Origin of the sequence: Streptomyces sp. NPDC008313, from assembly GCF_042956125.1 — a bacterium.
GTDB lineage: Bacteria > Actinomycetota > Actinomycetes > Streptomycetales > Streptomycetaceae > Streptomyces.
The window spans coordinates 154,460-176,695 of sequence record NZ_JBIBFR010000008.1; the positions used below are offsets into that span (position 1 = coordinate 154,460).

General features: G+C 73.1%; 17 protein-coding genes and 1 pseudogene. 10 read left to right on the top strand and 8 right to left on the bottom strand.

Annotated elements, in window-relative coordinates; genetic code table 11:
• Window positions 1-331: 331 nt before the first annotated feature.
• Window positions 332-3,088, top strand: a complete 2,757-nt coding sequence (locus tag ACFY93_RS13045) for a SpoIIE family protein phosphatase (protein WP_391357084.1) — start codon at window positions 332-334, stop codon at window positions 3,086-3,088.
• Window positions 3,089-3,368: 280 nt separating this feature from the next.
• The gene (locus ACFY93_RS13050; RefSeq protein WP_391357087.1) at window positions 3,369-5,897 is read left to right on the top strand and encodes a phosphocholine-specific phospholipase C; all 2,529 of its coding nucleotides are present in this window, start codon (window positions 3,369-3,371) and stop codon (window positions 5,895-5,897) included.
• Between the two features lie 67 nt (window positions 5,898-5,964).
• Here the strand turns inward: ACFY93_RS13050 and ACFY93_RS13055 are convergent, their stop codons facing one another.
• From ACFY93_RS13055 to ACFY93_RS13080, 6 genes are all read right to left on the bottom strand, one after another.
• Window positions 5,965-6,888 (bottom strand): alpha/beta fold hydrolase, encoded by a 924-nt coding sequence (locus tag ACFY93_RS13055; RefSeq protein ID WP_391357090.1) that lies wholly within the window; start codon window positions 6,886-6,888, stop codon window positions 5,965-5,967.
• Window positions 6,889-6,926: 38 nt separating this feature from the next.
• The gene (locus ACFY93_RS13060; protein ID WP_391357092.1) at window positions 6,927-8,240 is read right to left on the bottom strand and encodes an alpha/beta hydrolase; all 1,314 of its coding nucleotides are present in this window, start codon (window positions 8,238-8,240) and stop codon (window positions 6,927-6,929) included.
• A gap of 262 nt (window positions 8,241-8,502) precedes the next feature.
• Window positions 8,503-8,841 (bottom strand): hypothetical protein, encoded by a 339-nt coding sequence (locus ACFY93_RS13065; protein ID WP_391357094.1) that lies wholly within the window; start codon window positions 8,839-8,841, stop codon window positions 8,503-8,505.
• The gene (locus ACFY93_RS13070; protein WP_391357097.1) at window positions 8,838-9,464 is read right to left on the bottom strand and encodes a SigE family RNA polymerase sigma factor; all 627 of its coding nucleotides are present in this window, start codon (window positions 9,462-9,464) and stop codon (window positions 8,838-8,840) included. The genes ACFY93_RS13065 and ACFY93_RS13070 overlap by 4 nt, the downstream gene beginning before the upstream one ends.
• Window positions 9,465-9,779: 315 nt before the next feature.
• A complete protein-coding gene (locus ACFY93_RS13075) occupies window positions 9,780-10,439 on the bottom strand; it encodes a response regulator (RefSeq protein WP_391357099.1) in 660 nt (219 codons plus the stop codon).
• Window positions 10,427-11,656: a sensor domain-containing protein gene (locus tag ACFY93_RS13080; RefSeq protein ID WP_391357101.1), complete on the bottom strand. Its 1,230-nt coding sequence runs from the start codon at window positions 11,654-11,656 to the stop codon at window positions 10,427-10,429. Before ACFY93_RS13080 ends, ACFY93_RS13075 begins: the two co-directional genes overlap by 13 nt.
• A 247-nt stretch (window positions 11,657-11,903) precedes the next feature.
• Here ACFY93_RS13080 and ACFY93_RS13085 point away from each other — a divergent pair, with 247 nt between their 5' ends.
• From ACFY93_RS13085 to ACFY93_RS13100, 4 genes and pseudogenes are all read left to right on the top strand, one after another.
• Window positions 11,904-12,143, top strand: coding sequence for a hypothetical protein (locus ACFY93_RS13085; protein ID WP_391357103.1), 240 nt, complete (start codon window positions 11,904-11,906; stop codon window positions 12,141-12,143).
• Window positions 12,140-12,913: an ATP-binding cassette domain-containing protein gene (locus tag ACFY93_RS13090; RefSeq protein WP_391357105.1), complete on the top strand. Its 774-nt coding sequence runs from the start codon at window positions 12,140-12,142 to the stop codon at window positions 12,911-12,913. The genes ACFY93_RS13085 and ACFY93_RS13090 overlap by 4 nt, the downstream gene beginning before the upstream one ends.
• Window positions 12,914-12,916: 3 nt before the next feature.
• Window positions 12,917-15,487 (top strand): FtsX-like permease family protein, encoded by a 2,571-nt coding sequence (locus ACFY93_RS13095; protein ID WP_391357107.1) that lies wholly within the window; start codon window positions 12,917-12,919, stop codon window positions 15,485-15,487.
• A gap of 186 nt (window positions 15,488-15,673) precedes the next feature.
• A pseudogene (locus ACFY93_RS13100) lies at window positions 15,674-15,912 on the top strand (glycosyltransferase); the annotation flags it as partial.
• A gap of 353 nt (window positions 15,913-16,265) precedes the next feature.
• Here ACFY93_RS13100 and ACFY93_RS13105 read toward each other — a convergent pair.
• Complete coding sequence (locus tag ACFY93_RS13105) at window positions 16,266-16,961, bottom strand: FCD domain-containing protein (RefSeq protein WP_391357109.1); 696 nt, start codon at window positions 16,959-16,961, stop codon at window positions 16,266-16,268.
• 235 nt (window positions 16,962-17,196) lie between these two features.
• On the opposite strand from ACFY93_RS13105, the gene ACFY93_RS13110 reads away from it, so the two are divergent.
• The 4 genes from ACFY93_RS13110 to ACFY93_RS13125 all read left to right on the top strand — a co-directional run bounded on the left by ACFY93_RS13110 (window position 17,197) and on the right by ACFY93_RS13125 (window position 20,092).
• Window positions 17,197-17,763, top strand: coding sequence for a sigma-70 family RNA polymerase sigma factor (locus ACFY93_RS13110; RefSeq protein WP_391357111.1), 567 nt, complete (start codon window positions 17,197-17,199; stop codon window positions 17,761-17,763).
• Complete coding sequence (locus ACFY93_RS13115) at window positions 17,760-18,449, top strand: hypothetical protein (protein ID WP_391357114.1); 690 nt, start codon at window positions 17,760-17,762, stop codon at window positions 18,447-18,449. Before ACFY93_RS13110 ends, ACFY93_RS13115 begins: the two co-directional genes overlap by 4 nt.
• 281 nt (window positions 18,450-18,730) lie before the next feature.
• On the top strand, window positions 18,731-19,456 hold the full coding sequence (locus ACFY93_RS13120; protein WP_391357116.1) for a DUF1775 domain-containing protein: 726 nt from the start codon (window positions 18,731-18,733) through the stop codon (window positions 19,454-19,456).
• A gap of 117 nt (window positions 19,457-19,573) precedes the next feature.
• Entirely contained in the window at window positions 19,574-20,092 is a 519-nt protein-coding gene (locus tag ACFY93_RS13125) for an ATP-binding protein (protein WP_391357119.1), read from the top strand.
• Between the two features lie 428 nt (window positions 20,093-20,520).
• On the opposite strand, the gene ACFY93_RS13130 is transcribed toward ACFY93_RS13125, so the two are convergent.
• Window positions 20,521-22,164, bottom strand: a complete 1,644-nt coding sequence (locus ACFY93_RS13130; RefSeq protein WP_391357122.1) for a helix-turn-helix domain-containing protein — start codon at window positions 22,162-22,164, stop codon at window positions 20,521-20,523.
• Between the last annotated feature and the right edge of the window lie 72 nt (window positions 22,165-22,236).

Below are 22,236 nucleotides of genomic sequence, written 5' to 3' on the forward strand. Positions count from 1 at the left end.
GCCGGGCGAACGAGTTGCTCGGGATTCTGTGATCGACGGCGTTGCTTGCCGCTTCGGTCTTCCAGCCCCCAGCCCCCAGCCCGCAGCGGGGCGTCCGAGACGTAGTGGCGTATCCGGGTCATGCCCCTCCAGGGCCGGGCGCGGCCGTGGTCCTGGTGTCGGCGCATTCGAATGACAGCAACCCAAAAGGAGGCCCTGAAAGCGCGCATAATCCGCTGAAACAGTAGAATGCGCTGAAAAGCCTCTGGTGTACGACCTGAAGCCGACGCTGACGCACTGGAGGAGCGTGCGGGAGGCACTTCTCGGTGAGTGAGCCGCTCAAGGGATGATCATGAAGGCACACCCCCGTTCCGGTACGGGACTGCGCACCCTGCTGAGTCTGCGCACCGCCGCCGGGCAGGTGTTCGTCCTCCAGATCGTGATCGTGGTGCTGTTGGTCGTGGCCGGTGTGACGGCACTGATCCTGCAGGCCCGACGGGACAGCACGAGGGAGGCCAGACGGCAGTCGGTGACGGCGGCGGAGGCGTTCGCCCACGCTCCGGGCATGGAGGAGGCGCTGCAGTCCCCGGACCCGACGGCGGTACTGCAACCGAGGGCCGAAGCGGTCAGGAAGAGGGGCGGTGTCGACTTCATCACCGTCATGGACACGCATGGCATCCGTTACACCAACCCGATCCCCGACCGGATCGGCAAGAAGTTCGTCGGAACCATCGAACCGTCGTTGCGCGGCCATGTCCTCGTCGAGGAACTCGACACTCCCTCGGGCCGTGTCGTCCAGGCGGTGGTACCGGTGACCGGACCCGACGGCTCGGTGATCGGCCTGGTGTCCTCCGGGCTCAAGGTCCGCAACGTGGCCGGTATGGCCGCGAACCAGTTGCCGATCATCCTCGGCACCGGCGCCGTCGCGTTCTCGGTGTCCACGGCCGGGACGGCCTTCGTGGCGCGCCGGCTGCGCCGCCAGACGCACGGCCTGGGACCGGTGGAGCTGGCGCGGATGTACGACCACCACGACGCGGTGCTGCACGCGGTGCGGGAAGGCGTGCTCATCGCCGGACCCGACGGGCGGCTGCTGCTCGCCAACGACGAGGCCCGGCGGCTGCTGGAGCTGCCGGCGGACGTGGAGGGCCGTCCGATCGGGTCGCTCGGACTCGACGAGGGCATGGAACGACTGCTGGTGTCGGACGCGCCGGTCACGGACGAGGTGCGTCTGGCCGGTGACCGGCTGCTGGCGGTGAACAAGCGGATCACCGCCCCCCACGGCGGGCAGCCCAGCAGCGTGGCGACACTCCGGGACACCACCGAGCTGGCAGCGGTCTCGGGCCGGGCCGAGGTCGCCCGGGCACGGCTGACGTTGCTGTACGACGCCGGCGTGCGGATCGGGACGACGCTGGACGTGACGCGCACGGCGGAGGAACTGTCCCAGGTGGCGGTGCCGCGGTTCGCCGACATCGCGGCCGTGGACCTGCTGGAGGAGGTCTCGAGGGGACGGGAGCCGACGCCCGACGCATGGGGACGGATGCGTCGTACGGCGGTCTGCGGCGGAGCGGAGACATCGGCGATCCCCCCGGTGGGAAAGCTGATCACGATGGCACCCACGACGTCACCGGGCCGAGCGCTGGCGTCGGGGCGGGCTGTGGTGGAGACGGCCTCACGCGACACGGCAGGCCTGCCGCCGGAGGAGCAGGGACGGGACCAGGACCAGGTGCGGGCGATGCCGGAGTACGGTCTGCGGTCGCTGGTGACGGTGCCCCTGCGGGCGCGGGGCGCGGTGCTGGGAATGGTGCACTTCTGGCGCACCGGGAATGCGCCGGCCTTCGAGGAGGACGACCTGTCCTTCGCCGAGGAACTGGCGGCGCGTGCGGCGGTGGCCCTCGACAACGCCCGCCGGTTCACGCGGGAGCACGCGATGGCCGTCACTCTGCAGCGCAGCCTGCTGCCGAGGGGAGTCCCGGAACAGAACGCGCTGGGGGTGGCCTGGCGATACCTCCCCGCGGAGGCGGGGGTGGGCGGGGACTGGTTCGACGTCATCCCGCTGCCCGGCAGCCGGGTGGCCCTGGTGGTCGGCGATGTCGTCGGCCATGGTCTGCACGCGGCGGCGACGATGGGCCGGCTGCGCACCGCCGTGCACAACCTCTCCGCGCTCGACCTGCCGCCGGACGAACTGCTGGCCTACCTGGACGACCTCGTGATCCGGATCGACGCCGACGAGAGGACCGACGAGGAGCCGGAGGACGGTGAGGGCGCCGGGGTGACGGGGGCGACGTGTCTGTACGCGGTCTACGACTCGGTGACCGGGACCTGCACGGTGGCGCGGGCCGGGCACCCGGCTCCGGTGGTGGTGCGTCCGGACGGCTCCGTCGACAGTCCGGAGGTGCCGGTCTCCCCTCCACTGGGCCTCAACGGCATTCCCTTCGAGACGGCGGAGCTGCGCCTGGCCGAGGGATCGAAACTGGTGCTGTACACCGATGGGCTGATCGAGGACAGGAAACGGGACATCGACACCGGCATCGCGTTGCTGCACGGGGCGTTGCGCGGTGCGGCGGACCGTACTGCGGAGGAGACGTGTCAGACGGTGCTCGACACGATGCTGCCGGAGCACCCGTCCGACGACATCGCACTGTTGGTGGCGGACACCCGACTGCTCGCGCCCTCGAGGACGGCGCGGTGGGACGTGCCGTCGGACCCGCGGGCGGTGGCGGGTGTGCGCGGCGAGTGCGCGCGACGACTCCGGGCGTGGGGCCTGGAGGAGACGGGCTTCACCCTGGAGCTGGTCCTCAGCGAGCTGCTCACGAACGCGATCCGCTACGGAACCGAGCCGATCGGAGTACGCCTGCTGTACGACGAGACCCTGACCTGCGAGGTGTCCGACGCCGGCAGTACGTCCCCGCATGTACGCAGAGCGGCGATCACCGACGAGGGAGGACGGGGACTGTTCCTGGTGTCGCAGTACGCACAACGGTGGGGCACGCGCTACACGCCGGTCGGCAAGGTCATCTGGGCCGAGCTGGCGCTGCACGACGGCATGGCCGACGCCCCGGCCGACGCCACGGCCGACACCCTCCTCGCCCAGTTCGACGACTCGCTGTGAGGGCGAGAAGCGGGCCCGCGCCTTCCCGGTGTGCCGGGAGCGCTCTGGGGTGGGACATGGTACCGATGTGGTTCCGTCGACACCGCTCGCGGGCCGGCGCCGGTGCCAGGGCTCGCGCCGTCCCCCGCCCCCGCCCCGCTCCCGCGCCCGGCTGAGCGGGCGGGCGGCGTACGGGCCGCGGAACAAGCGGGGGAACAGGCGACGTCACGCGGTGAACGGCCGGAGAAGAACCGTTGCCCGGGGTTATGCCGTGCGGTCGACGCGCCCTAACGTCCCCGGCATGTCTGACGTTTCCCGCCGGAAGGTCCTCGGCACCCTCGCCGGCGGAGCCGCGCTCTCCTTCCTGCCGCCGTCGTTGCACGAGGTGATGGCCGCACCGATGCCACGCGGCGGCCTGCGTGCCGTCGAGCACGTGATCGTCCTGATGCAGGAGAACCGTTCCTTCGACAACTACTTCGGCACCCTCAAGGGGGTGCGCGGCTTCGGTGACCGCACGCCGCTGCGCCTGCCCTCGGGCGCCGACGTCTTCCGGCAGCCGCGACCCGGCGGCGGCGAGGTCCTGCCCTTCTCGGCCCGCCGGGCAGCCCTCGACGCCGGGCGCCCGGAGAGCGACATCCAGTACCTGGGTTCCCTTCCGCACGGCTTCCCCGACGCCGTCCAGGCCCGGGCCGACGGCTGGTGGAACGACTGGGCCGCCGCCAAGACGCAGAGCACCATGGCCTTCTACGACCGGCGCGACATCCCGCTCCAGTACGAACTGGCCGACCGCTTCACCATCTGCGACTCCTACTTCTGCTCGGTCTACGGCTCGACCAACCCCAACCGCAACTACCTGTGGACCGGCACCACCGGCTACGAACCGGACGGCGCGGGCCGGGCCGTCACCAACGCCGCCTACGACCACGGCCACGCCGGCTACACCTGGACGACGTACCCGGAGCGCCTGGAGGCCGCCGGTGTCTCCTGGCAGATCTACCAGGAGTGGGACAACTTCACCGACAACGCGGTGGAGTACTTCAGGCCCTGGAAGGAGATCGGCCGGAAGATCCTCTCCAGGGTCGGCGGCCGGTACAGCACCACCGAGCAGTTCTACGACAGCCTGTGGAGCCGTACCCCCGAGCAGCGCGCGGCCGCGCTGGCCGAGTTCCAGCGCGGCGTGGACGCGCTGACCGAGGCCGAGCGCGGGCTGTTCCTCCGGGGCGCCTACCGCTCCGAGCCGGACACCCTCATCCGGCGGATCCGGTCCGACATCGGCAACGGCACGCTCCCCGCGGTCAGTTGGATCGTCCCGACGGCGGCACTGTCCGAGCACCCCAGCAGCTCCACTCCGGTCGGCAGCGCCAACCTGGTCCACGACCTCCTCGACGCCGTCGCGAGCGACCCCGAGACCTGGTCGAAGACGGTGCTGCTGATCAACTTCGACGAGAACGACGGCTACTTCGACCACGTACCCGCCCCGGTCGCGCCGCGCCCGGCCTCCGGCAACGACGACGACTGGGTCGACGGCAAGCCCCTCGGGCCCGGCCCGCGCGTACCGATGACCATCGTGTCGCCGTGGACCGTGGGCGGCTTCGTCAGCTCCGAGGCGTTCGACCACACCTCGGTCCTCCGGTTCCTGGAGAAGTGGACCGGCGTGCGCGAGCCCAACATCAGCGCCTGGCGCCGCGGTGTGTTCGGCGACCTGACCTCCGCCTTCGACTTCCACCGCGCCCACCGGCAGCCCGAGGTCGAGCAGCCCGGCCCCGTGCCGGACGCGGTCGGCCGCTGGAACCCCGTACCGCCGAAGGAACAGTCGCTCCCCGCGCAGGAGACCGGCACGCGCCGGACCCGTCCCCTGCCGTACCGGCCGTCCCTGAGCGCGAGAGTCAGCCGTACCGGCGTCCGCCTCCGGCTCGGCAACGCGGGTTCCACCGCGGCCTGGTTCACCGTCTACCCCGGCGACGGCACCGCCCCGAGCACCCGGACGGTCCCCGGCCGCGCGAGCGCCGACCACACGGTCGCCTGCGACGCCGACGGCTACGACCTCCAGGTGCACGGCCCCGGCTGGTCCGCGTGGGAGCTGCGGGGCACGGGCGTCGGCGCCGAGGCGCACCTCACCGGCCACCAGGGCGCCGGCCATGTGCGGATCGTGTGCTCCAACCCCTCCTCCCGCACCCGCAGGCTCCTCGTCGGCGAGTCGGTCCATCCCCGAGGCCACGGCCGCGGCGGCCGGGTGCGCACCGTCAGTCTGCGGCCCGGCGCCTCCCGTACGGTGCTCATGGGCGTCCCGGACCACGGCTGGTACGACGTCGTGGTCGTCGACCGCGACGACCCGGCGTTCCTGCGCCGCATGACCGGCCGCCTCGCCCACGACGGACCGGGTGTCACCGACCCGGCGACCGGCACGCCCCCGGAACTGACCGCGGCGATCCGCCTGCCCGAGCCCCCGCCGTCCCTGGACACCCCGTTCGCACAGGGCACCCCGACCGAAGTCGTCGTCACGGTACGCAACCACGGCGACGACCGGCTCGACGGCCTCTCCACCGCCCTGACCGTCCCCTCCGGCTGGACCGTCGAACGCGGCGGCACCGCGCCCCGCAGCCTCGCGGCCGGCGGATCCGCCGACGTGCGGTTCACGGTCACGCCCGCCCGGGACGCCACGGCCGGCCGGCTGCTCGCCATCGCGCACGCCCGCCTCGACGGGCTGCTTCCGCTCGCCGAGGCACGCCTGCGGGCCGAAGTCGCCCCCGTCCTGAGCGTCGTGCTGTCCGGCCCGGCGAGCTCGCCCGGTACCGACGGCGCCGTCGAATGGTCCGCTCAGCCCAAGTAACAAGGTAGGAACGCCTGACCGCGCCGCACGGGGAGGCGAAGCGCGGCGCCGCGCCCGGGGCGGCGGGTCAGCCCCGGGCGTGCTTCTCGACGAACTCCGTCACCATGGCCACCATTCGGTCACGATGCCGGCCTCGGCGCAGCATGTCCGTGCCGTGGAACCCGTCGTCGTCGACGACGAGCCGCTTGTCCCTGGCGCCGGAGTTCTCGTACAGGGTGCGCACCTCACGCTCGACGGCTCCCTCCATGTCGCCCGACCCGACGACGAAGAGCGAGGGAGCCGTGATCCGGCGCACGGACGGCACCGCGTCGACGGAATGGCACACTGCGGGCGAGGACATGATCAGCAGTCCGGTCACGGGGAGGGGCTGGGCCTCGCCCGCCACGATCGCGGTCGTACCGCCGCAGGACGCCCCGGCGAGGAACACCCGCTCGGCCCCGACCCGCTTCAGCTCCGCGAGGGCCGCCTCGGCGTCCAGGTCGATGCGCCCGTTCTCCTCGTCCTTCTCGGACGCCCCATGGCTGCGGTACTCCGGCAGCAGCACCCGGAAGCCCTTCGCGGCGAGTCGCTGCCCCGTCTCGAGCCAGGAGCAGATGCTGTAGCCCTGTTCGTGGTCGAGCAGGACGCCGTCGGGGCCGTCGCCGAGGACCAGGGCGGACAGGTGGTAGCCGTCGCCGGTCGTCAACGTGGTCGCCTTGTCCCGCAGGTCCTCGGGCACACAGGTGTCGACCTGGTACCCGGCCTTCGTACGGACCGTGCGGTCGGGCCACGACGGGGTGTACTTCGCCGGCGGATTCGCCGGTACCCGAGGTTCACCGGTCCGTTTTCCGCCCGCACCCCCGTCCTTCTCCGCGGCGGGCCCGGACGCCACGCGGTCCGTAGTCGCGTGCGTGCCCCCGGTGGGAGCACCCTGGCCCGGTGTCGAGCAGGCCGCGAGCAGAAGCCCGGCCGCCGCTACGAGGCCGGCCACGCCCGGCCGTATCCGCCTCATGCCTCGTCCTTCCTGTTCCGCACTCGCCGCACGCCCGTTCATCGCCTCGGGCCCGTGCCGGGCACGTGGTCGACGGACACGCGCTGCGGTTCGCTCTCTCCGGGGAACGGGCGGGCTCCCGTGAGGTAGGGCGTGAGGTCGTCCCTGCCGCGCAGGAACCGCTGGAAGAAGGCCGACACCCGGTTGGCCGTCACCAGCCGCTGGTGCGCCGCCGTCATACGGGGCTGGTCGACCTGCGGCCGGGAGCTCCCCTCGTACTGCGACCGGCAGGTGCCCGGAGCGCTGCCGGGCACGGCGTCGTCCCGGGAGGCCACCTGGCCGCTGTCGGGTGACCACTGCCGGTTGTAGAAGGCGTGGTTGCCGCCGGTCAGGGTGTACTTGAACGCCGGGAACCGGGTGGTGGCGCGGTTGTTCTCGAAGTACGACCCGGTGTTCACGGCGTCGCAGGTGCCCCACATGACGGCGAAGGGGACCCTTGTCACCGGCTCGGAGTCCCAGGTGGCCGTGGGGGCCAGCGTGAAGGCGGCGCCGATGCGCACGCCGGCCGGCAGGGTGCGCGGGCTGTCGTCGGACACCTCCTGCATGACGCCGCCGCCTCCCATCGAGTGTCCCAGCAGCCCGACGTGCTCGAGGTCCAGGTGTCCCCGGAAGTCCACCGGGTCCGGCCGGCCGGTGGCCGTGTCGGTCAACGCGTGCGCCAGCGGCCCTTCCCCGCGCGTCGCCAGGCGCTGCCACAGCCGCAGATGGTGCTCGATGAGCAGGGCGCGGGCCCGGTAGGCCGTGGGCGCCTGACCGCCCTCCGTCGAGTTGAGGCCGTTGACGCCGACGGACACCACGACGAACCCCTGCGCCGCCAGCGTGCGTCCCAGGTAGTCGTAGCCCGTGCTGCTGGGGATCTGCCGGATGCCCGTGGCACACGGCCACGCCCAGAGCTTGGCGGCCGCGCGCTCGACGAGGGCGTTCTGCCGTTCGGCCTCCGCCTCGTCCCCGGCCTCCTCGGCCCGGTCGCGGGCCCGGGTGGCCCGCTCAAGGTCCGCTTCGGCCACCGCGTCCGCGCAGGTCTCCCACGAACCGTGCTGCATGACGACCAGAGGGAGACGGCGGTTGCCGAGGTCGGCCGGACGGTACACCGTCGCGGCCACCTCGGCGCGGCCCTCGTACCCCAACTCGGGCGGCGGGGCGAAGGCCTGGTCGCCCAGGTCGTAGCGGGACTCCCGGACCGCGGCGCCGTCCCGCGCCGCCGCGGCCGTGACGTACGGACCCTGCTGCTGGGCCGGGCGCGGTCCGGCGGACGCCGTTTGGGCGAGCGGGAGTACGCCGAGCACGGTGGAGGCGGCCAGCAGCGGCAGCATCCCGCGGCGGCCCCCCGTCCTCGCCGGACGGCGGGCCGGTCGCGGATTCCTCCGGGTGATCTTCCCAGCTGGCACAGTGCTTCTCCTGGTCGGGTCGCGGACGGTGCGATGAGGCCGTCCCCGTGCCGCACGAGCCGGGCAGGCCACACCCTCACAGACGTGCCGGACGCCCGCGGGTTGCGGGTCGCGGGGTGCGGATACGACGGCACGGCTGTCGTGTCCGACGGTGTGCGCGGCACGCGGCCGGCCGGTCCGAAGCCCTTCAGCCCGCGTCCTGCTCGGGCCGCTCGGGCCTCGGCACGTCCGGTGACGGAGTGGGGGCGCTCGTCGTGGGTGTGGCCGAGGGCCGGTCCGGGGGCAGCGTCCGGGAAGGGGCGGGCACCTGGGCGGGAGAGTGCTCGGGGGCGTCGGACAGCGTCAGCACGACTGCCGCCAGCGCCGCCGCCAGGGCGAGCAGACCCGCCACCTTCACGCCCCTGTGCAACGCCCTGGTGAACGGCCCGCCGCCCGACGGCGGCAGCGGAGGACGCAGACCCCTGTACGTCACCGAGGCGGCCCTGGCCTCCAGCGCCTCGCGCAGCCGCTGCTCCGGGTCGGTCATGGCGCTTCCTCCAGCCGCCGGGCCAGGGCGGCGAGTCCTCTGCTCGCGGTGGACTTCACCGTGCCGCGGGACAGGCCGAGGGTGTCCGCGATCTCCTCCTCGGACAGGTTCGACCAGTACCGGAGAACGATCACCTGGCGCTGACGGACCGTGAGCCGGCGCAGCGCGACCAGTACCTCCCGGTGCTCCTCCCGCAGCAGCACCTCCTCCTCCGGCGGCGGCGCGGGCGGCGTCCGGGGAGGCACGTACGACCGTACGGTCCGCCGGCGGCGCAGTACCGAACGGGCCGCGTTGACCACACAGCGGCGCACGTACGCCTCGGGGTCGTCCAGACCCGCGAGCCGGGGCCCGTGCCGCCGGTACACGGCGGTGAAGGCGTCCTGCACCACGTCCTCGGCGGTGGGCACGTCGTCCACCAGGAGGACGGCGAGCCGGACGAGTTCGAGCCGCCGGTGGTGGTACAGCGAGTCGATGTCCTCGGTGCGGGCGCCGACGCCGACACCGAGGACGGAGGGCGCGGGTGGGGGTGCGGCGCCCGCCCGGCCGTCGGCGACCCGCCGCAGCAGCCTCCGTATCCCTCGGGCAGGGCGTACCGCCGGAACGAGGAGAGGTGTCGCGGACACTCAGCGGCCCGCAGGGCTCGGGGCGGGGTGGAGTGCCGCCGGGTGCTGGGACGCGGCGGCCTCGGCCATGTGCGAGTCGGCGGAGGTCCCGGGTGGCACGACCCGGCGCGTTCGGTCGGACAACGTCATCCTCGAATCTGTCGGCGAAGACGATCCCGAAGGCTGAGCCTCGGGCCCTTCGCCATGACAGACGTCCGTCAGCCGCCGGGGTTGCGGGCGCGGAACGATTTCCGGTCCGGGCTTCCTGCCCAGGGCTCGGTGCCGAGCGGGTCCGTCCCGTGGCCGGCGGTGTCACCGGCGGTGTCACCGGCGGCGTCAGGGGCGGCGGCGGGCGTCCTCCAGGTAGTGCAGGACGGCGGCGACCCGTCGGTCGACCTGCTGGGTCGGTGCCAGGTCCAGCTTGGCGAAGATGCTTCGGATGTGTTTGTGCACGGCGCCTTCGGTGACGACGAGCCGGGCGGCGATGGCGTTGTTGCCCAGACCTTCCGCCATGAGGGCGAGAACGTCCCGCTCGCGGGGGCTGAGGCGTTCCAGCCGGGTGTCCTCGCGTGAGCGCGTGAAGAGCTGCGCGACGACCTCCGGGTCGATGGCGGTGCCGCCGTCCGCCACCCGTCGCAGTGCGCCGAGGAACTGCTCGACCCGTCCGACGCGCTCCTTGAGGAGGTAGCCGATGCCGCCGACGCCGCCGGTGAGCAGGTCGGTGGCGAAGCTCTGCTCGACGTACGCCGACAGGACGAGGACGGCGAGCCGGGGGTGGCGGCGCCGGGCCTCGACGGCGGCACGGATGCCTTCGTCGGTGTGTGTGGGCGGCATCCGCACGTCGAGGATGGCGACGTCGGGGAGGTGCGTGTCGATGGCGTCGAGTACCTCGTCGGCCGTGCCCACCTTGGCGACCACGTCGAGCCCCTCCGCGCGCAGCAGCAGGGCGAGCCCCTCGCGCAGCAGGGGGTCGTCCTCGGCCATTACGATCCGCATGGTAGATCCACCTCGAGAATGGTCGGTCCGCCGTGCGGACTGGTCAGGCGCAGCACACCGTCGTGTGCCGCGATGCGGCGTCGGATGCCGCTCAGGCCGGAGCCGCCGTCCTCGTCGGCGCCGCCCCGGCCGTCGTCCTCGACGCGCAGCAGGAGCCGGCCGCCGCGGCTGCGGACGGTGACGGTGGCGCGGGTGGCGCCGCTGTGCTTGGCGATGTTGGTGAGAGCCTCGGCCGCCACGAAGTAGGCGCTCGCCTCGACGGATGCCGCGCACCGCTCCGGCAGGTCGACGTCGGTCCGGCAGGGCACCGCGCTGTTCGCGGCCAGCCCCGAGAGCGCTCCGGCCAGTCCCCGGTCGGCGAGGACGGGCGGCAGGATGCCGCGGGCGACGGTGCGCAGTTCGGCCAGTGCCTGCTCGGCGGCCGACTGGGCGCGTTCGAGGAGTTCGTCGGCGCCGGCGGGGTCGCGGGCCACCATGCGGCGGACGGCGCCGAGCAGCACGGTGACGGTGACGAGGCGGTTCTGGGCGCCGTCGTGCAGGGAGCGCTCGATGCGGCGCAGTTCGACGGCGTGGGCGTCCAGCGCGGCGGCCCGTGTCGCGGTCAGCTCGGCGACGCGCAGGGAGAGGTCGGTGTCCGGTCCGGCCGAGAGGAGGGTCAGGCCCGGGCGGGACTGCAGCCGGGCCAGGGCGGGGCCCAGGCCGAGGATGATGGCGATCCAGCCCAGGCCGAGCAGGGACACCACGCAGGCCTGCGCCCAGGAGTCCGCGGTCCCGATCCCGAGTGATGTGCTGGTGGCGCCCTTCGGGGCGAACGGCCACAGCAGGGGGAAGGCGGTGTCGCGGACGGCGGCGAGGGGCAGCAGCACGCCGAGCAGACCGAGCACCAAACCGAACGTGGCGTGCACGGACACCCAGCACATCTCACGGCCGGTGGTGGCATCGGCGAGGGCCGCCCGCAGTCGTGTGGGCGGTGGTTGTGGGGGGACGACGTCGAGACCGTGGCGGCCGAGCCGGGCGCGTTCCCGCCCGGCGAGGGCGTGCAGGACGCGCAGCGCGGCCGGTGCGACGAGCAGACCGATGCCCACCAGACAGGCCGCGGCCGTCGCCACGAGCAGGACGATGACCGCCAGGGCGAGCAGAGCCGTGCCGAAACCGCCCACGAGCTGCCTCAGCGCGGCCCGCGCGGCGCGGACGGCATCGACACCGGCATCCCTCAAGGAGTCCGTTCCCCCGGGCCTTCCCCGGTGGCGGGGGTCTGCGTTCTGCCGGCCTGGCACCTCTTCCGCCTTTCGCCGAGCGCGCCGATACGCCCGTCACCCTATGCCCTCCCGCGGTGAGGGCGGGCGGCTGGTCGGGCTGCTGGTACAGCGTGCTGTACCACCGGTCCGGCGGCCCATGGGATCGGCGGGGAGGCCGCCGGTCCGTAGCGTCGATGTCGTCGCACACGCCGTTGAAGGAGCTCACATGACGTACACGGATCCCTACCGTCTCACCCCGGCCGCCGGCCGGGAGGAGACGCCGGACCGGTCCAGCAACGTGGGCGCGGTCCGCACTCTGCTCTGGGTGGTTCTCGTGGTCAGCGTGCTCGGCAACACGGTGGCCTCGTCCGCCGGGTCCGGTATCGGGGTGCACCTGGCCGCCGGCGGGGTCACCGCGCTGTGCGCCACCGTGCTGGTCGTGCTCCGGATGCGGAGCAGCCGATGAGCGCCTGGGGCCTGGGCCGTCACGCCGCCGTCCGCGCGCAGCCCGCCCAGACAGGTCCGGCCGTCGCGCTGACGCAGGTCAGCAAGGTGTACGAGGGCGGAGTGCGGGCTCTGGACGACGTGTCGCTGACGGTGTGGCCGGGCACGTTCGTCGCCGTGATGGGCCCGTCGGGCTCCGGCAAGAGCACCCTGATGCACTGTGCGGCCGGCCTGGACTCGCCCACGTCGGGCAGCGTCCGCGTCGACGGCCACGAGATCGCCGGCCTGGACGAGACGCGCCGCACCGAACTGCGGCGCGACCGCGTCGGGTTCGTGTTCCAGGCGTACAACCTGATTCCGTCGCTGACCATCGAGGACAACATCACGCTGCCGCTGCGACTCGCGGGCCGAAGCCCGGACCGGGAGTGGGTGCACGCCCTGGTCGAGCGGGTCGGGATCGCCGGCTGCCTGGGCCGCCGGCCGGCCGAGCTCTCCGGTGGCCAGCAGCAACGAGCCGCCGTCGTGCGGGCGTTGGCGGCCAAACCCGCGGTGGTGTTCGCGGACGAGCCGACCGGGGCGCTGGATCTGCACAGCGCCCACCAGGTTCTGCGACTGCTGAGGGGTCTCGTCGACGAGTTCCACCAGACCGTGGTGATGGTCACCCACGATCCGGCGGCCGCGGCCTGGGCCCACCAGGCCGTGGTGATGGCGGACGGCCGGGTGGTCGAGTCCCTCGAGGCCCCGACCGCCGCCTGGCTCGCCGACCGCCTCATCACACTCGGGGAGCGCTGACCCATGCTGCACCTTGCTCTGCGGATGGCCGCGCACAGATTCACCGCGCTGCTCGCCGTGGCGTGCGCGGTACTCGGCGGTGCCGCCCTGCTCACCGGGACGGGCGTACTGGCCGAGTCGGGCCTGCGGTCCCAGGTGCCGTCCGGCCGGCTCGGCGGCGCGGATGTGGTCGTCGCGGCAGACCAGGAGTTCCATCCGAGCGGGGACCTGCCGATCGCGCTCCCGGAGCGAGCCACGGTCCCGGCGGGCCTCGTCGGCCGGCTGGCCGAGATCAAGGGGGTCACCGCGGCGGTCGGCGACATCGAATTCCCCGTCGCGCTCGTCGATGCCCGCGGTCGGGTGCTGCCGGCCGGGGACCCCCGGACGGCCGGTCACGGCTGGTCGTCGACCAGGTTGCTGCCGAAGCCGCACATCGAGGGCCACCGGCCGTTCGGGCCCAGTGAGATCGCGGTGCCTTCCTCGGCCGGGGTACGGGTGGGGGACCGGATCCGGGTGGTCACCGGCGACAGCCTCCCGGCCGCCTCCGGCACCCGGAAGTCACCCTCCTACCTGGTGTCCGCGGTGGTGGACGCGCCGGGCGCTGGCGTCTACTTCGCGGACGGCACCGTGCGGCGGCTGTCCGGCCGCGCGGGCATCTCCGACGGTGGCCGTGAAGGCGGGCCCCGGGCCGGAACGGTCGACCTGATCGGTCTGCGTGCCGCCCCCGGCACGGGGGAGGCGGTGGCGGCCGCGGTGCGCGAGAAGGTGGCGGGCAAGGGGCTGAAGGTGCTCACCGGCGCGGACCGCGGTACGGCCGTGGCCCCCGGAGTGAGTGCGGCGCGCTCTCTGCTGATCCTGCTGGCGGGTTCGCTCGCCGGGATCCTGCTGATGGTCATCGGATTCGTCACGGCGGGCGCGCTGGGCGTGTCGATCGCCGGGCAGCGCCGGGACCTGGCGCTGATGCGCGCGGTCGGTGCGACGCCGCGGCAGATCCGCCGCCTCGCCGCCCTCCAGGCCACCCTGGTCGCGGTCGTGTCCGCCGTCCCCGGCATCGCCCTCGGCTACCTGCTGGCAGGGCAGTTCGCGCAGGTGCTCGTCGACCAGGAGGTCCTGCCGCCCGAACTGCCTCTCACCTTCAGCCCGTTGCCCGCGCTCGCCACCCTCGTACTGATGCTGGCCGCCGTGCAGGTGTCGGCCCGCGGCGCCGCCTGGCGCACCTCCAAGCTGCCGGCCACCGAGGCGGTCGCCGAGTCGCGCAGCGAGCCCCGCACTCCGTCCCGTACCCGGACGCTGATCGGTCTGCTGCTGATCGCGGCCGCGACCGCGTCGGCGGTCACCCCGCTGTTCGTCCGGACCGCGCTGGGTGCCACGTCCACGTCCGTCGCGGGCATCATGGCCGCGATCGGTCTGGCGCTGTCCGGCCCGGCGCTGGTCAAGAGTGCGGGCGGGGCGGCGCTGCGGCGCATGCGGCCCGGTGCTTCCGCCCCGGGCTGGCTGGCGGTGGCCGGCATACGCGCCTACGCTCTCCGGTTCGCCGGGGTCATCAGCCCGCTGGCCATGGGGGTCGTCTTCGTCCTGACGTACACGCTGACGCAGACGACGGTGCTCGCCGCGACCCAGCAGGACATCCGGGCCGGCACCCGCGCCCAGTACACACTGAGCGCGCCGCAGCTCGGCGGACTGCCGGCGGACACACTGCCTGCCGTGCGGCGGCTGCCGGGGGTGAAGGCCGCGGAACCCGTCACCACCACCACCGCGGTGTGGCAGTACAAGGAGTTCGACGAGGTGACGAGCGAGTCGGCATCCGCCATGATCCTTCCTCCGGGTGCGGCCGGAGTGTACGACCTCGGCGTGCGGGACGGGGACCTGGCGCGTCTGAAGGGCGCCACGGTCGCCGTGAGCGGTGAGGTCGCCGGTTCACGCGATGCCGGGCTGGGACGACGGGTGGAGCTGATCCTCGGGGACGGCGCGCGGGTGAAGGCCCGGGTCGTCGCCGTCTACGACCGGGGCCTCGGCTTCGGCCCGGTGGTCCTGTCGCAGGATCTGGCGGCGGGACACACCACGGTGGCCGCGCCGCAGAGCGTCCTCGTCCGGACCGACGGCAGCGCCGCCGCCGGGAAACGGCTCACCGTGCTGGCCGGCGAGCACCCCGGGCTGGTCCTGTCGGACACGGACCCGTCCGGCACCGGGCAGGACACCCCGCCCGAGGTGTGGATCAACCTGGCGGTCATCGTCGTCCTGCTCGCCTACCTGCTGCTCAGCATCGCCAACAAGCTGGTCGCGTCCACCGTCCAGCGGCGTACCGAGATCGCCGCGCTCCGTCTGGCGGGTACGACGCCCGGTCAGGTCCGCGCGATGATGCGCCGGGAGGCGGCCGTGATCGCCGTCACGTCGTGCGGAGCGGGGCTGGTGCTGTCGGCCGTGCCGCTGGCGCTGCTCGGTCAGGGGTTCCTCGGCCGCCCCTGGCCGGCGGGCCCCGTCTGGCTGCTGCCGGTCACCGTCCTCGTCCTCACCGTGACGGCCTTCCTGACCATCGAACTCCCCACCCGGCAGGCCCTTCGCACTCCACCGGCCGAGGCCCTGCGCACACCGTGACGACGCCGGCCGCGGTGCCGGGCCGGTGGCCACCGCACGGGATCCCGTTCGCAGCATGCGGGCGGGATCCCGGGGCGGCTCCGACACCGCTGAACGCCGCCTCCCGCGTGCGCGTGGGAGGCGGCTTTGCGGGAGAACGCCAGGCGGCACAGAGGTGTATCCCGTGACAACCAGGAGCGAAATGCCATAGGGCGCATGGTCGATCTGTACGAGCAGGGGCACGACCAGGTGATGGCCCGTCGCACCCGGACGGCGACCGGGTCATCCGTACCCTGGCAGCCCGCCTCTACTACCGCCTCGTCGACCGCATGGTCGACGTCGAGATCGTCGACGGCGTGGGCGACTTCAGGCTGCTGTCCCGGCGGGCCGTCGACGCACTGCTCCACCTGACCGAATACCACCGCTTCTCCAAGGGCCTGTTCGCCACCTCAGTCCCTCGGCGCCGGTGCACCAGGTCGTTCGGCGAGCTCTCGGTGAGCCGTCGACGAGATGCCGGAACAGGGTGAGGCACCTGCGGACGACAAGTAACCGACAAGGTCGCCTCATTATGATCATGGCAGTTCAGCGCCTCAGCGGACGTGAGGCGCTGATCCGGATCCGCCGGTCGGTAGCTCCCCCGTCACAGGCCGGTGGACCAGCCGCGCCCTCTGTCGTTCCCGCCGGACGGAGGGCGTGGCTGGAGGGGTGCCCGGACCAGACGATCAAGGGCCGGCACCCGCACGGCTACTTGGCGACGCCGTGACGGCGGAGGCCGGGCGGCCATCGTGAACGTTCCTCGCTACCCCGGTTCGTGGCGGGCGGAGCCGGTCAGTACGGCCGCGGTCAGGGTGAGGTGCCGGGCCAGTACCTCAGCCGCCGTGTCGGCGTCGCGGGCCAGCGCGGCCTCCTCGAGCCGGCGGTGTTCGTCGGCGCCGTCCCGGCCTGGATTGCGGTGCGCCGACCAGCGGCGGGCCAGCTCGCTCGCGGTCCACAGCCGGTCGAAGGTCTCCAGCAGGACGGGGTTGCCGCAGCCCTCCAGCAGGATGCGGTGGAAGGCCCGGTGGGCCTCGGACCAGGCTCCGCTGTAGTGCTTGCTCTCTTCCGGTGTGTACACCGGAGTGCGGGCCAGACGGTGGTGTGCGGCTCGTACGCGGGCCTCCCAGTCGATGTCGCCGCGCTCGATCGACATGCGCAGCATGACCGGTTCGACGGTGCGGCGGGCCTCGGCGATCTCCTGCCAGCGCCGGTCGGAGAAGGCCGGGACGGCGAAGCCGCGGTTGGGGAGCCGGTCGGCGAGGCCGTCGCCGACCAGCCGTACGAGTGCCTCGCGCACGACGGCCAGGCTCACGCCCTGTTGCCTGGCGAGGTCCTGCGGCTTGAGGGCCTCGCCGGGGGAGCGGTCGCCGCGCATGATCGCGTCCCGCAGGTGTGTGTAGACCTGCTCGGAAAGCATCTGTTTTCCCGTCGAGGCGGCGGAGGCGGCCGTCTGTGTCATGCGGCCAGCATAGACGGCGGGATGAATAATCGATTATGGAATGCTCGACGACAACCGGTCGGTTCGTGGAAGGAGACGGGGTCGCGCGGGGGCGGCAATTCTTTCTCGCTCTCTTCAACACACGTGGCGGGGTCTGCGTATCCCCTGGTGAACACGTCGTCTCCGGGAATGGAAAGCACCATGACAGCGTGCGGGGAATGGGATGCGGGCGGCCGTGTCGGTGAGCGGTAGCCCTGTGAAGTGGTTGCGTGGACGGTTCGGGTCGAGGGACGCGGAGCCGGCCGCACTGCGCACCGACCGTGAGGTGCAGGCCGCCTACGAGCTCTACGGCGGTGAACTTCTCGGGTTCGCGTTCAAGGCGCTGGATGACCGGCAGCTCGCCGAGGACGTCGTCCAGGAGACTTTCGTCCGGGCCTGGAAGTCGCCCCGCGGTTACGACCCGGGTCAGGGGTCCATGCGGACCTGGCTGTTCGCCATCGCCCGGAACGCGGTGGTGGACGCCATGCGGCGGCGCAAGGTCCGTGAGGGGACCGGCTTCTCCTCGTGGGACGCCGTGTCCGAGTCGTCCTCGGCGTTCGACCCCGTTGATCAGCTTCTCGAGCGGATCCAGCTCGGGGAGGCACTGGAACGTCTGAGCCCGCAGCACAGGGAGGCGGTGGTGGAGGTGTACTTCGGCGGCCGTACCTGCGCCGAACTGGGCGAGGAACTGGGTGTTCCGGCGTCCACCATGCGCAGCCGCCTGTACTACGGCGTGCGTTCCCTGCGGCTCATCCTCGAAGAGAACGGGTGGCTCACGTCATGAACAAGGTATGCGCACCCTTCCGCCCGCTGCTGACCGAACACCTGCTGCTCGGAACACCCCTGCCGGAGGAACTGTCCCGGCATCTCGAAGAATGCCCGGACTGCGCCCGCGAGGCCGCCGAGACCGACGACGTGGTGCGGACACTGCGACGGGTCGACCCGCTCGCCGGCTGGATCGACACGCGCCTGCTCGGCACGCCCGAGCGTCCCTCGAAGGACCTGGGCGACCGCATCCGCCGTGAAGTGGCCGGAGCGCGGGCCGACGACCGGCCCCGCCCCCGGCCGCGGCCCCGGTACGGCAGGCGGATCGCCCTGGGCGTGGCGGCCGGCTTCGCCACGGCGGCCGCGGTCGCCGTCCCGCTCACGCTGGACCAGACCCAGCCACCTCCCGCCACGACGGCGGCGGTGGTCCTGGTCCGTGACGGAAGCATGGTCGAACGCCCCGGGGGCACCGAGGTTCCTGTCGCCCTGTCGGGGCTGGAGGCGGGGAAGACCTATCGCATGATGACCGTCAACGCCGAGGGCACGCGCCTCGCCGGCGGCACCGTACGGGCCGTGGACGACGGACCGGTCGACACCCGCATGGTCACCGCCATGCGCAAGGACACCATCACCGCCCTCATCGTCGAGGACGAGGACGGACGAGTCGTGACCCGGGTTCCCGTGGCGCCGTCCACCTCCGGCTGACAGCCGCAACACCGACCCCCGACCTGGCCCACTCGCCGGACCACCGGCTGCCGGCCGTCGTGAGCGTCACGAGCAACACCGTCCACATGGTCGACACCAGGACCGACAAGGGTCGCCGACCGGAACCGGGACACCATCTCGCTCGAGGCGACCCCGGTCCAGAAGGAGGCCTTCACCACCCAGGGCAGCCTGCACGGCCACGCGGCGAAGACCGCCGACCTCCTGTACTGCGACCACCGCTCACCCCGACACCGACGACACCAACCCGAGAGGACGTTCTCATGTCCCGCCGCACACGACGGCACATCGCCCCGTTCGTCACCGCCGCCGGAACGGCGGGAGCGGTCCTGCTCCTGGCCGGGCCCGCCGCAGCACATGTCCGGGTCATCGGCGACGTCATCCCCGGCAAGCCCGCCACGCTCCAGTTCCGCGTACCCAGTGAACTGGCCGACGCCACCACGGTACGCGTCGTGGTAGCTGTCCCGTCCGACATCTCCGTCACCTCGGTGCCGGCGCTCGACGGATGGACGGAGAAGACCGTCACCGGGTCCGCCGGAAAGAGCTCCCAGGTGGCCTGGACGGCGGAGCCGGGGCACGAGATCGAGCCGGCCGCCAGCCAGACCTTCACGGTGAAGGTCGGGCCCGTACCGGACCGGTACTCCCTGACCTTCGACACGGAGCAGACCTACTCCAACGGCACGATCGCCGCGTGGAACCAGGAACAGACCGGGAAGAAGGAGCCGGAATTCCCCGCACCGGTCCTCGTCATCAACCCCGAGGCGAGCCCGGCACCCGGCGAGGCCGCCGACAGCCCGAAGTCGGGCACCGGGGAAAGCGCCGCTCCGCCGTCCGTCGCGGCGAAGCCCGCCGACACGGCTGCCGACGAGGACGAGGGGTCGTCCATGGGTCTGCCGCTCGCGATCGGGGCGGGAATCGCCGCGATCGGTGCGGCGGCCGCCGTCTGGGCGGCCCGGCGGCGCAGGGGTGGGGGTGCGTCGGCTTCGTGACGGCCGACTCCGCGGCCTGTCCCCGGCGCGGCGGATCTCCATGCGGGTGACCGGCTTCTGCCCGGTCGTCTCAGGTGCCCGGCCGGTGAGTACCCCTCTCCTCGAAAAGGTGTTCCGATGTCCGCAACCTTCGTTCCCGACCCTGCGGAGACCGCGGCGTCCCGCGGCTCCGTCGGCCGACGGGCCGCGGTCGCCCTGGCGGCGCGCGATCGCTGTGTCCGGGCGACACGCCGCTTCTCTGCCGCGGTCCTGGCACGCTGGGGAGTCCCCAGCGAGAAGTCCGAGGCGGCCGTGCTCATCGTGAGTGAGCTGGCCACCAACGCCGTACGGCACGGACGGTCCGACCTGACGGTCGCCCTCGCCCTCGTCGGCGACACCCTGCGGATCGACGTCACGGACTTCGGCGACCCGACGCCGCGGCCCGTGTCGTCCGCGGCCGGCGAGTGCGGGCGTGGCCTGGACATCGTCGCCTTCCTCGCCGACCGGACCGAGACGTGCCAGGAGGCCTGGGGCCGGCGGGTGACCGTCACCGTCGGAGTCACCGGTGTCCGGCACGAGGTCCGGCACGAGGTCCGGGCACCGGAAAGCCGCCCGCTCGTCGGGCAGGCCGCCACCGAGAAGGCACGCCTCAGCTGACCCACGACGGCAGACCGGTCCACGACGACGGGCCCCGGGCCCGTCCTTCGCAGGCCTTCCCGCCCCCTGTCCCCGAAGGCGGCCTGCCCCGTGCGGGAGTGTCGCGCAGCGGACTGTTCGCGGTGCCGGGCGGGCGGCGGAGGGCGAGTACGTGGGGCAACGGCTGCTGGAGGGCTGAGCACGCGCGGCGGATTCGTCGGCACGGTACTCCGGCCGGCACCGCGTCGGTCCGGACCGACGGGGCGGTCCGGACCGAGCGTCGGCGCCATGGGGCGGCGCCGAAGCGGCGCGGTCGTACGCGGTCGGACACCCGTCGAGTTCGTCGTACAGGCGCACGGGCGCACGCACGGGTGCAGTCGCACGAGCCCAGGACATGAGGGCGTACGGGCAAGAGGGCGTGAGGCCGGCCACGTGGGGCCGGGCACCGCCTACGCGGACGGGGCCTGGGGGAGCACGCGGAGTTGCAGCATCGCGGCGAAGCGCGCCTCGGGGCTGTCCAGGTCGATGCCGCCGATCTCGGTGAGGCGGCCCAGACGGTAGCGGAACGTGTTCGGGTGGACGTGCACCGCCGCCGCCGCCGTGCCGACGTCACCGAAGGCGTCCAGCCAGGCGCCCAGGGTCTCGATGAGATGCGCACCGCGTCGTTCGTCGTACGCGGCCAGCTTGGCGATGGGGCCGGTGAGTTCGTCGCCGCGGGCCGCGACGAGGTCGCGCAGTTCGCACAGGAGGGCCTCGACCTGTACGTCGGCGAGCCGGGCCACCCGCCGCCCGGTTCCTCCCGCGCGCAGTGCGCGCAGGGCACGGTCGGCGCCGGAACGCGCGTGGGCGAGGCCGCCGGCGTCCTGGCCGGCCGGGCCGACGCCGATCACCGCGTCGGTCCGCGACCCGACCCGGTCGAGGAAGTCGGCGGCGATACGCACCACCCGTTCCTCGCCGGCGTCGCCGTCCTGCTGGGCGGGGACGAGTCCGTAGGCGGTGTCGCCGAGCAGGGAGGCGGCGCAGTGCGGGTGCACCGCGCCGAGATGCATCGCGAACGCGTCGGCCAGGTGCTCCCGTTCGGTGGTCACGTCCGCGTCCGCCCCGGGGCTTTGCAGGCCGCCCGCGTCGTCCCTCGGCGCGAGGGCCAGCACCACGACCGGCCGGCCCGCCAGGCCGAGTCTGCTCAGCGCCTCGCGCGCACCGGCCCGCCCTTCGAGGGCGGTGCTCACCAGATCGGCGCGCAGCCTGCGTTCGACGTCGGCACCGGCCCTCAGCCGGAGCATGTGGAGCGCGACGATCTTGGCCGCGTCGCGCAGCGCCAGGCACCGCTCCGGGCTGAGGGGTTCGCGTACCGCGGCCCAGATCGACCCGATCGCCTCGTCGCCCGCGCGGACGGCGACCGCGACCCGCGGCACGGTGACGCCCTCCGCGCCGTCCCGCAGGGGCGGGATGCGGACGAGCCGGTTGCCACCGTAGAGGTCGCGGAAGACGCCGCGGGCGATGAGCTGCCGCGAGAAGCGCTCGGGGACGTGACGGCCGAGGATCGTCTCGGCCCGGGAGGCGTCGGCCTCGTGCTGCCGGCCCGAGAAGGCCAGCACCCGCCAGTGACGGTCCTCGATCGTCACGGGGGCGTCGATCAGCGCGGCGATCGCGTTGGCGACGGCGAACAGGTCGCCGGAGAGGGTGCCGCCCAGGGTCTCGGGGCCGTCCGTGCCGACGTCGCCCTCGGCGAGAACCGCGCGGATCATGGCGGAGACCTGGACCCAGGACGCCCCGGGGGTCAGCCCGAGGACGCCGACCCCCGACGCCTCGGCCGCCGCCGCCACCCTGGCGTCCAGTGGCACCGGGGCGCGTACCACCAGGGCGACGGCGTGCCTGCGTCCCAGGTCACCGAGCAGGCGGGCGATGCCGTCCGGTTCACGCAGCCCGACGCCGAGGACCAGGGCGTGCCGCGGCGGTGTGGAGTCCTCCACCGGGTCGTGGATGACGACCCCGCCGATGTCCTCGGTGTCGCGGGCGCCCGCGTGGACGACATCGAGCAGGGTGGCACCAAGGTTGTGCAGGACCCTGACAAGACCGCCGTGTACGTTCATGGACGGTGCCTCCCGGAGGCTTCAGTCAAGACAGCACCACACCTGGCGCGGACGGCGCAAGCCCCGCACGCG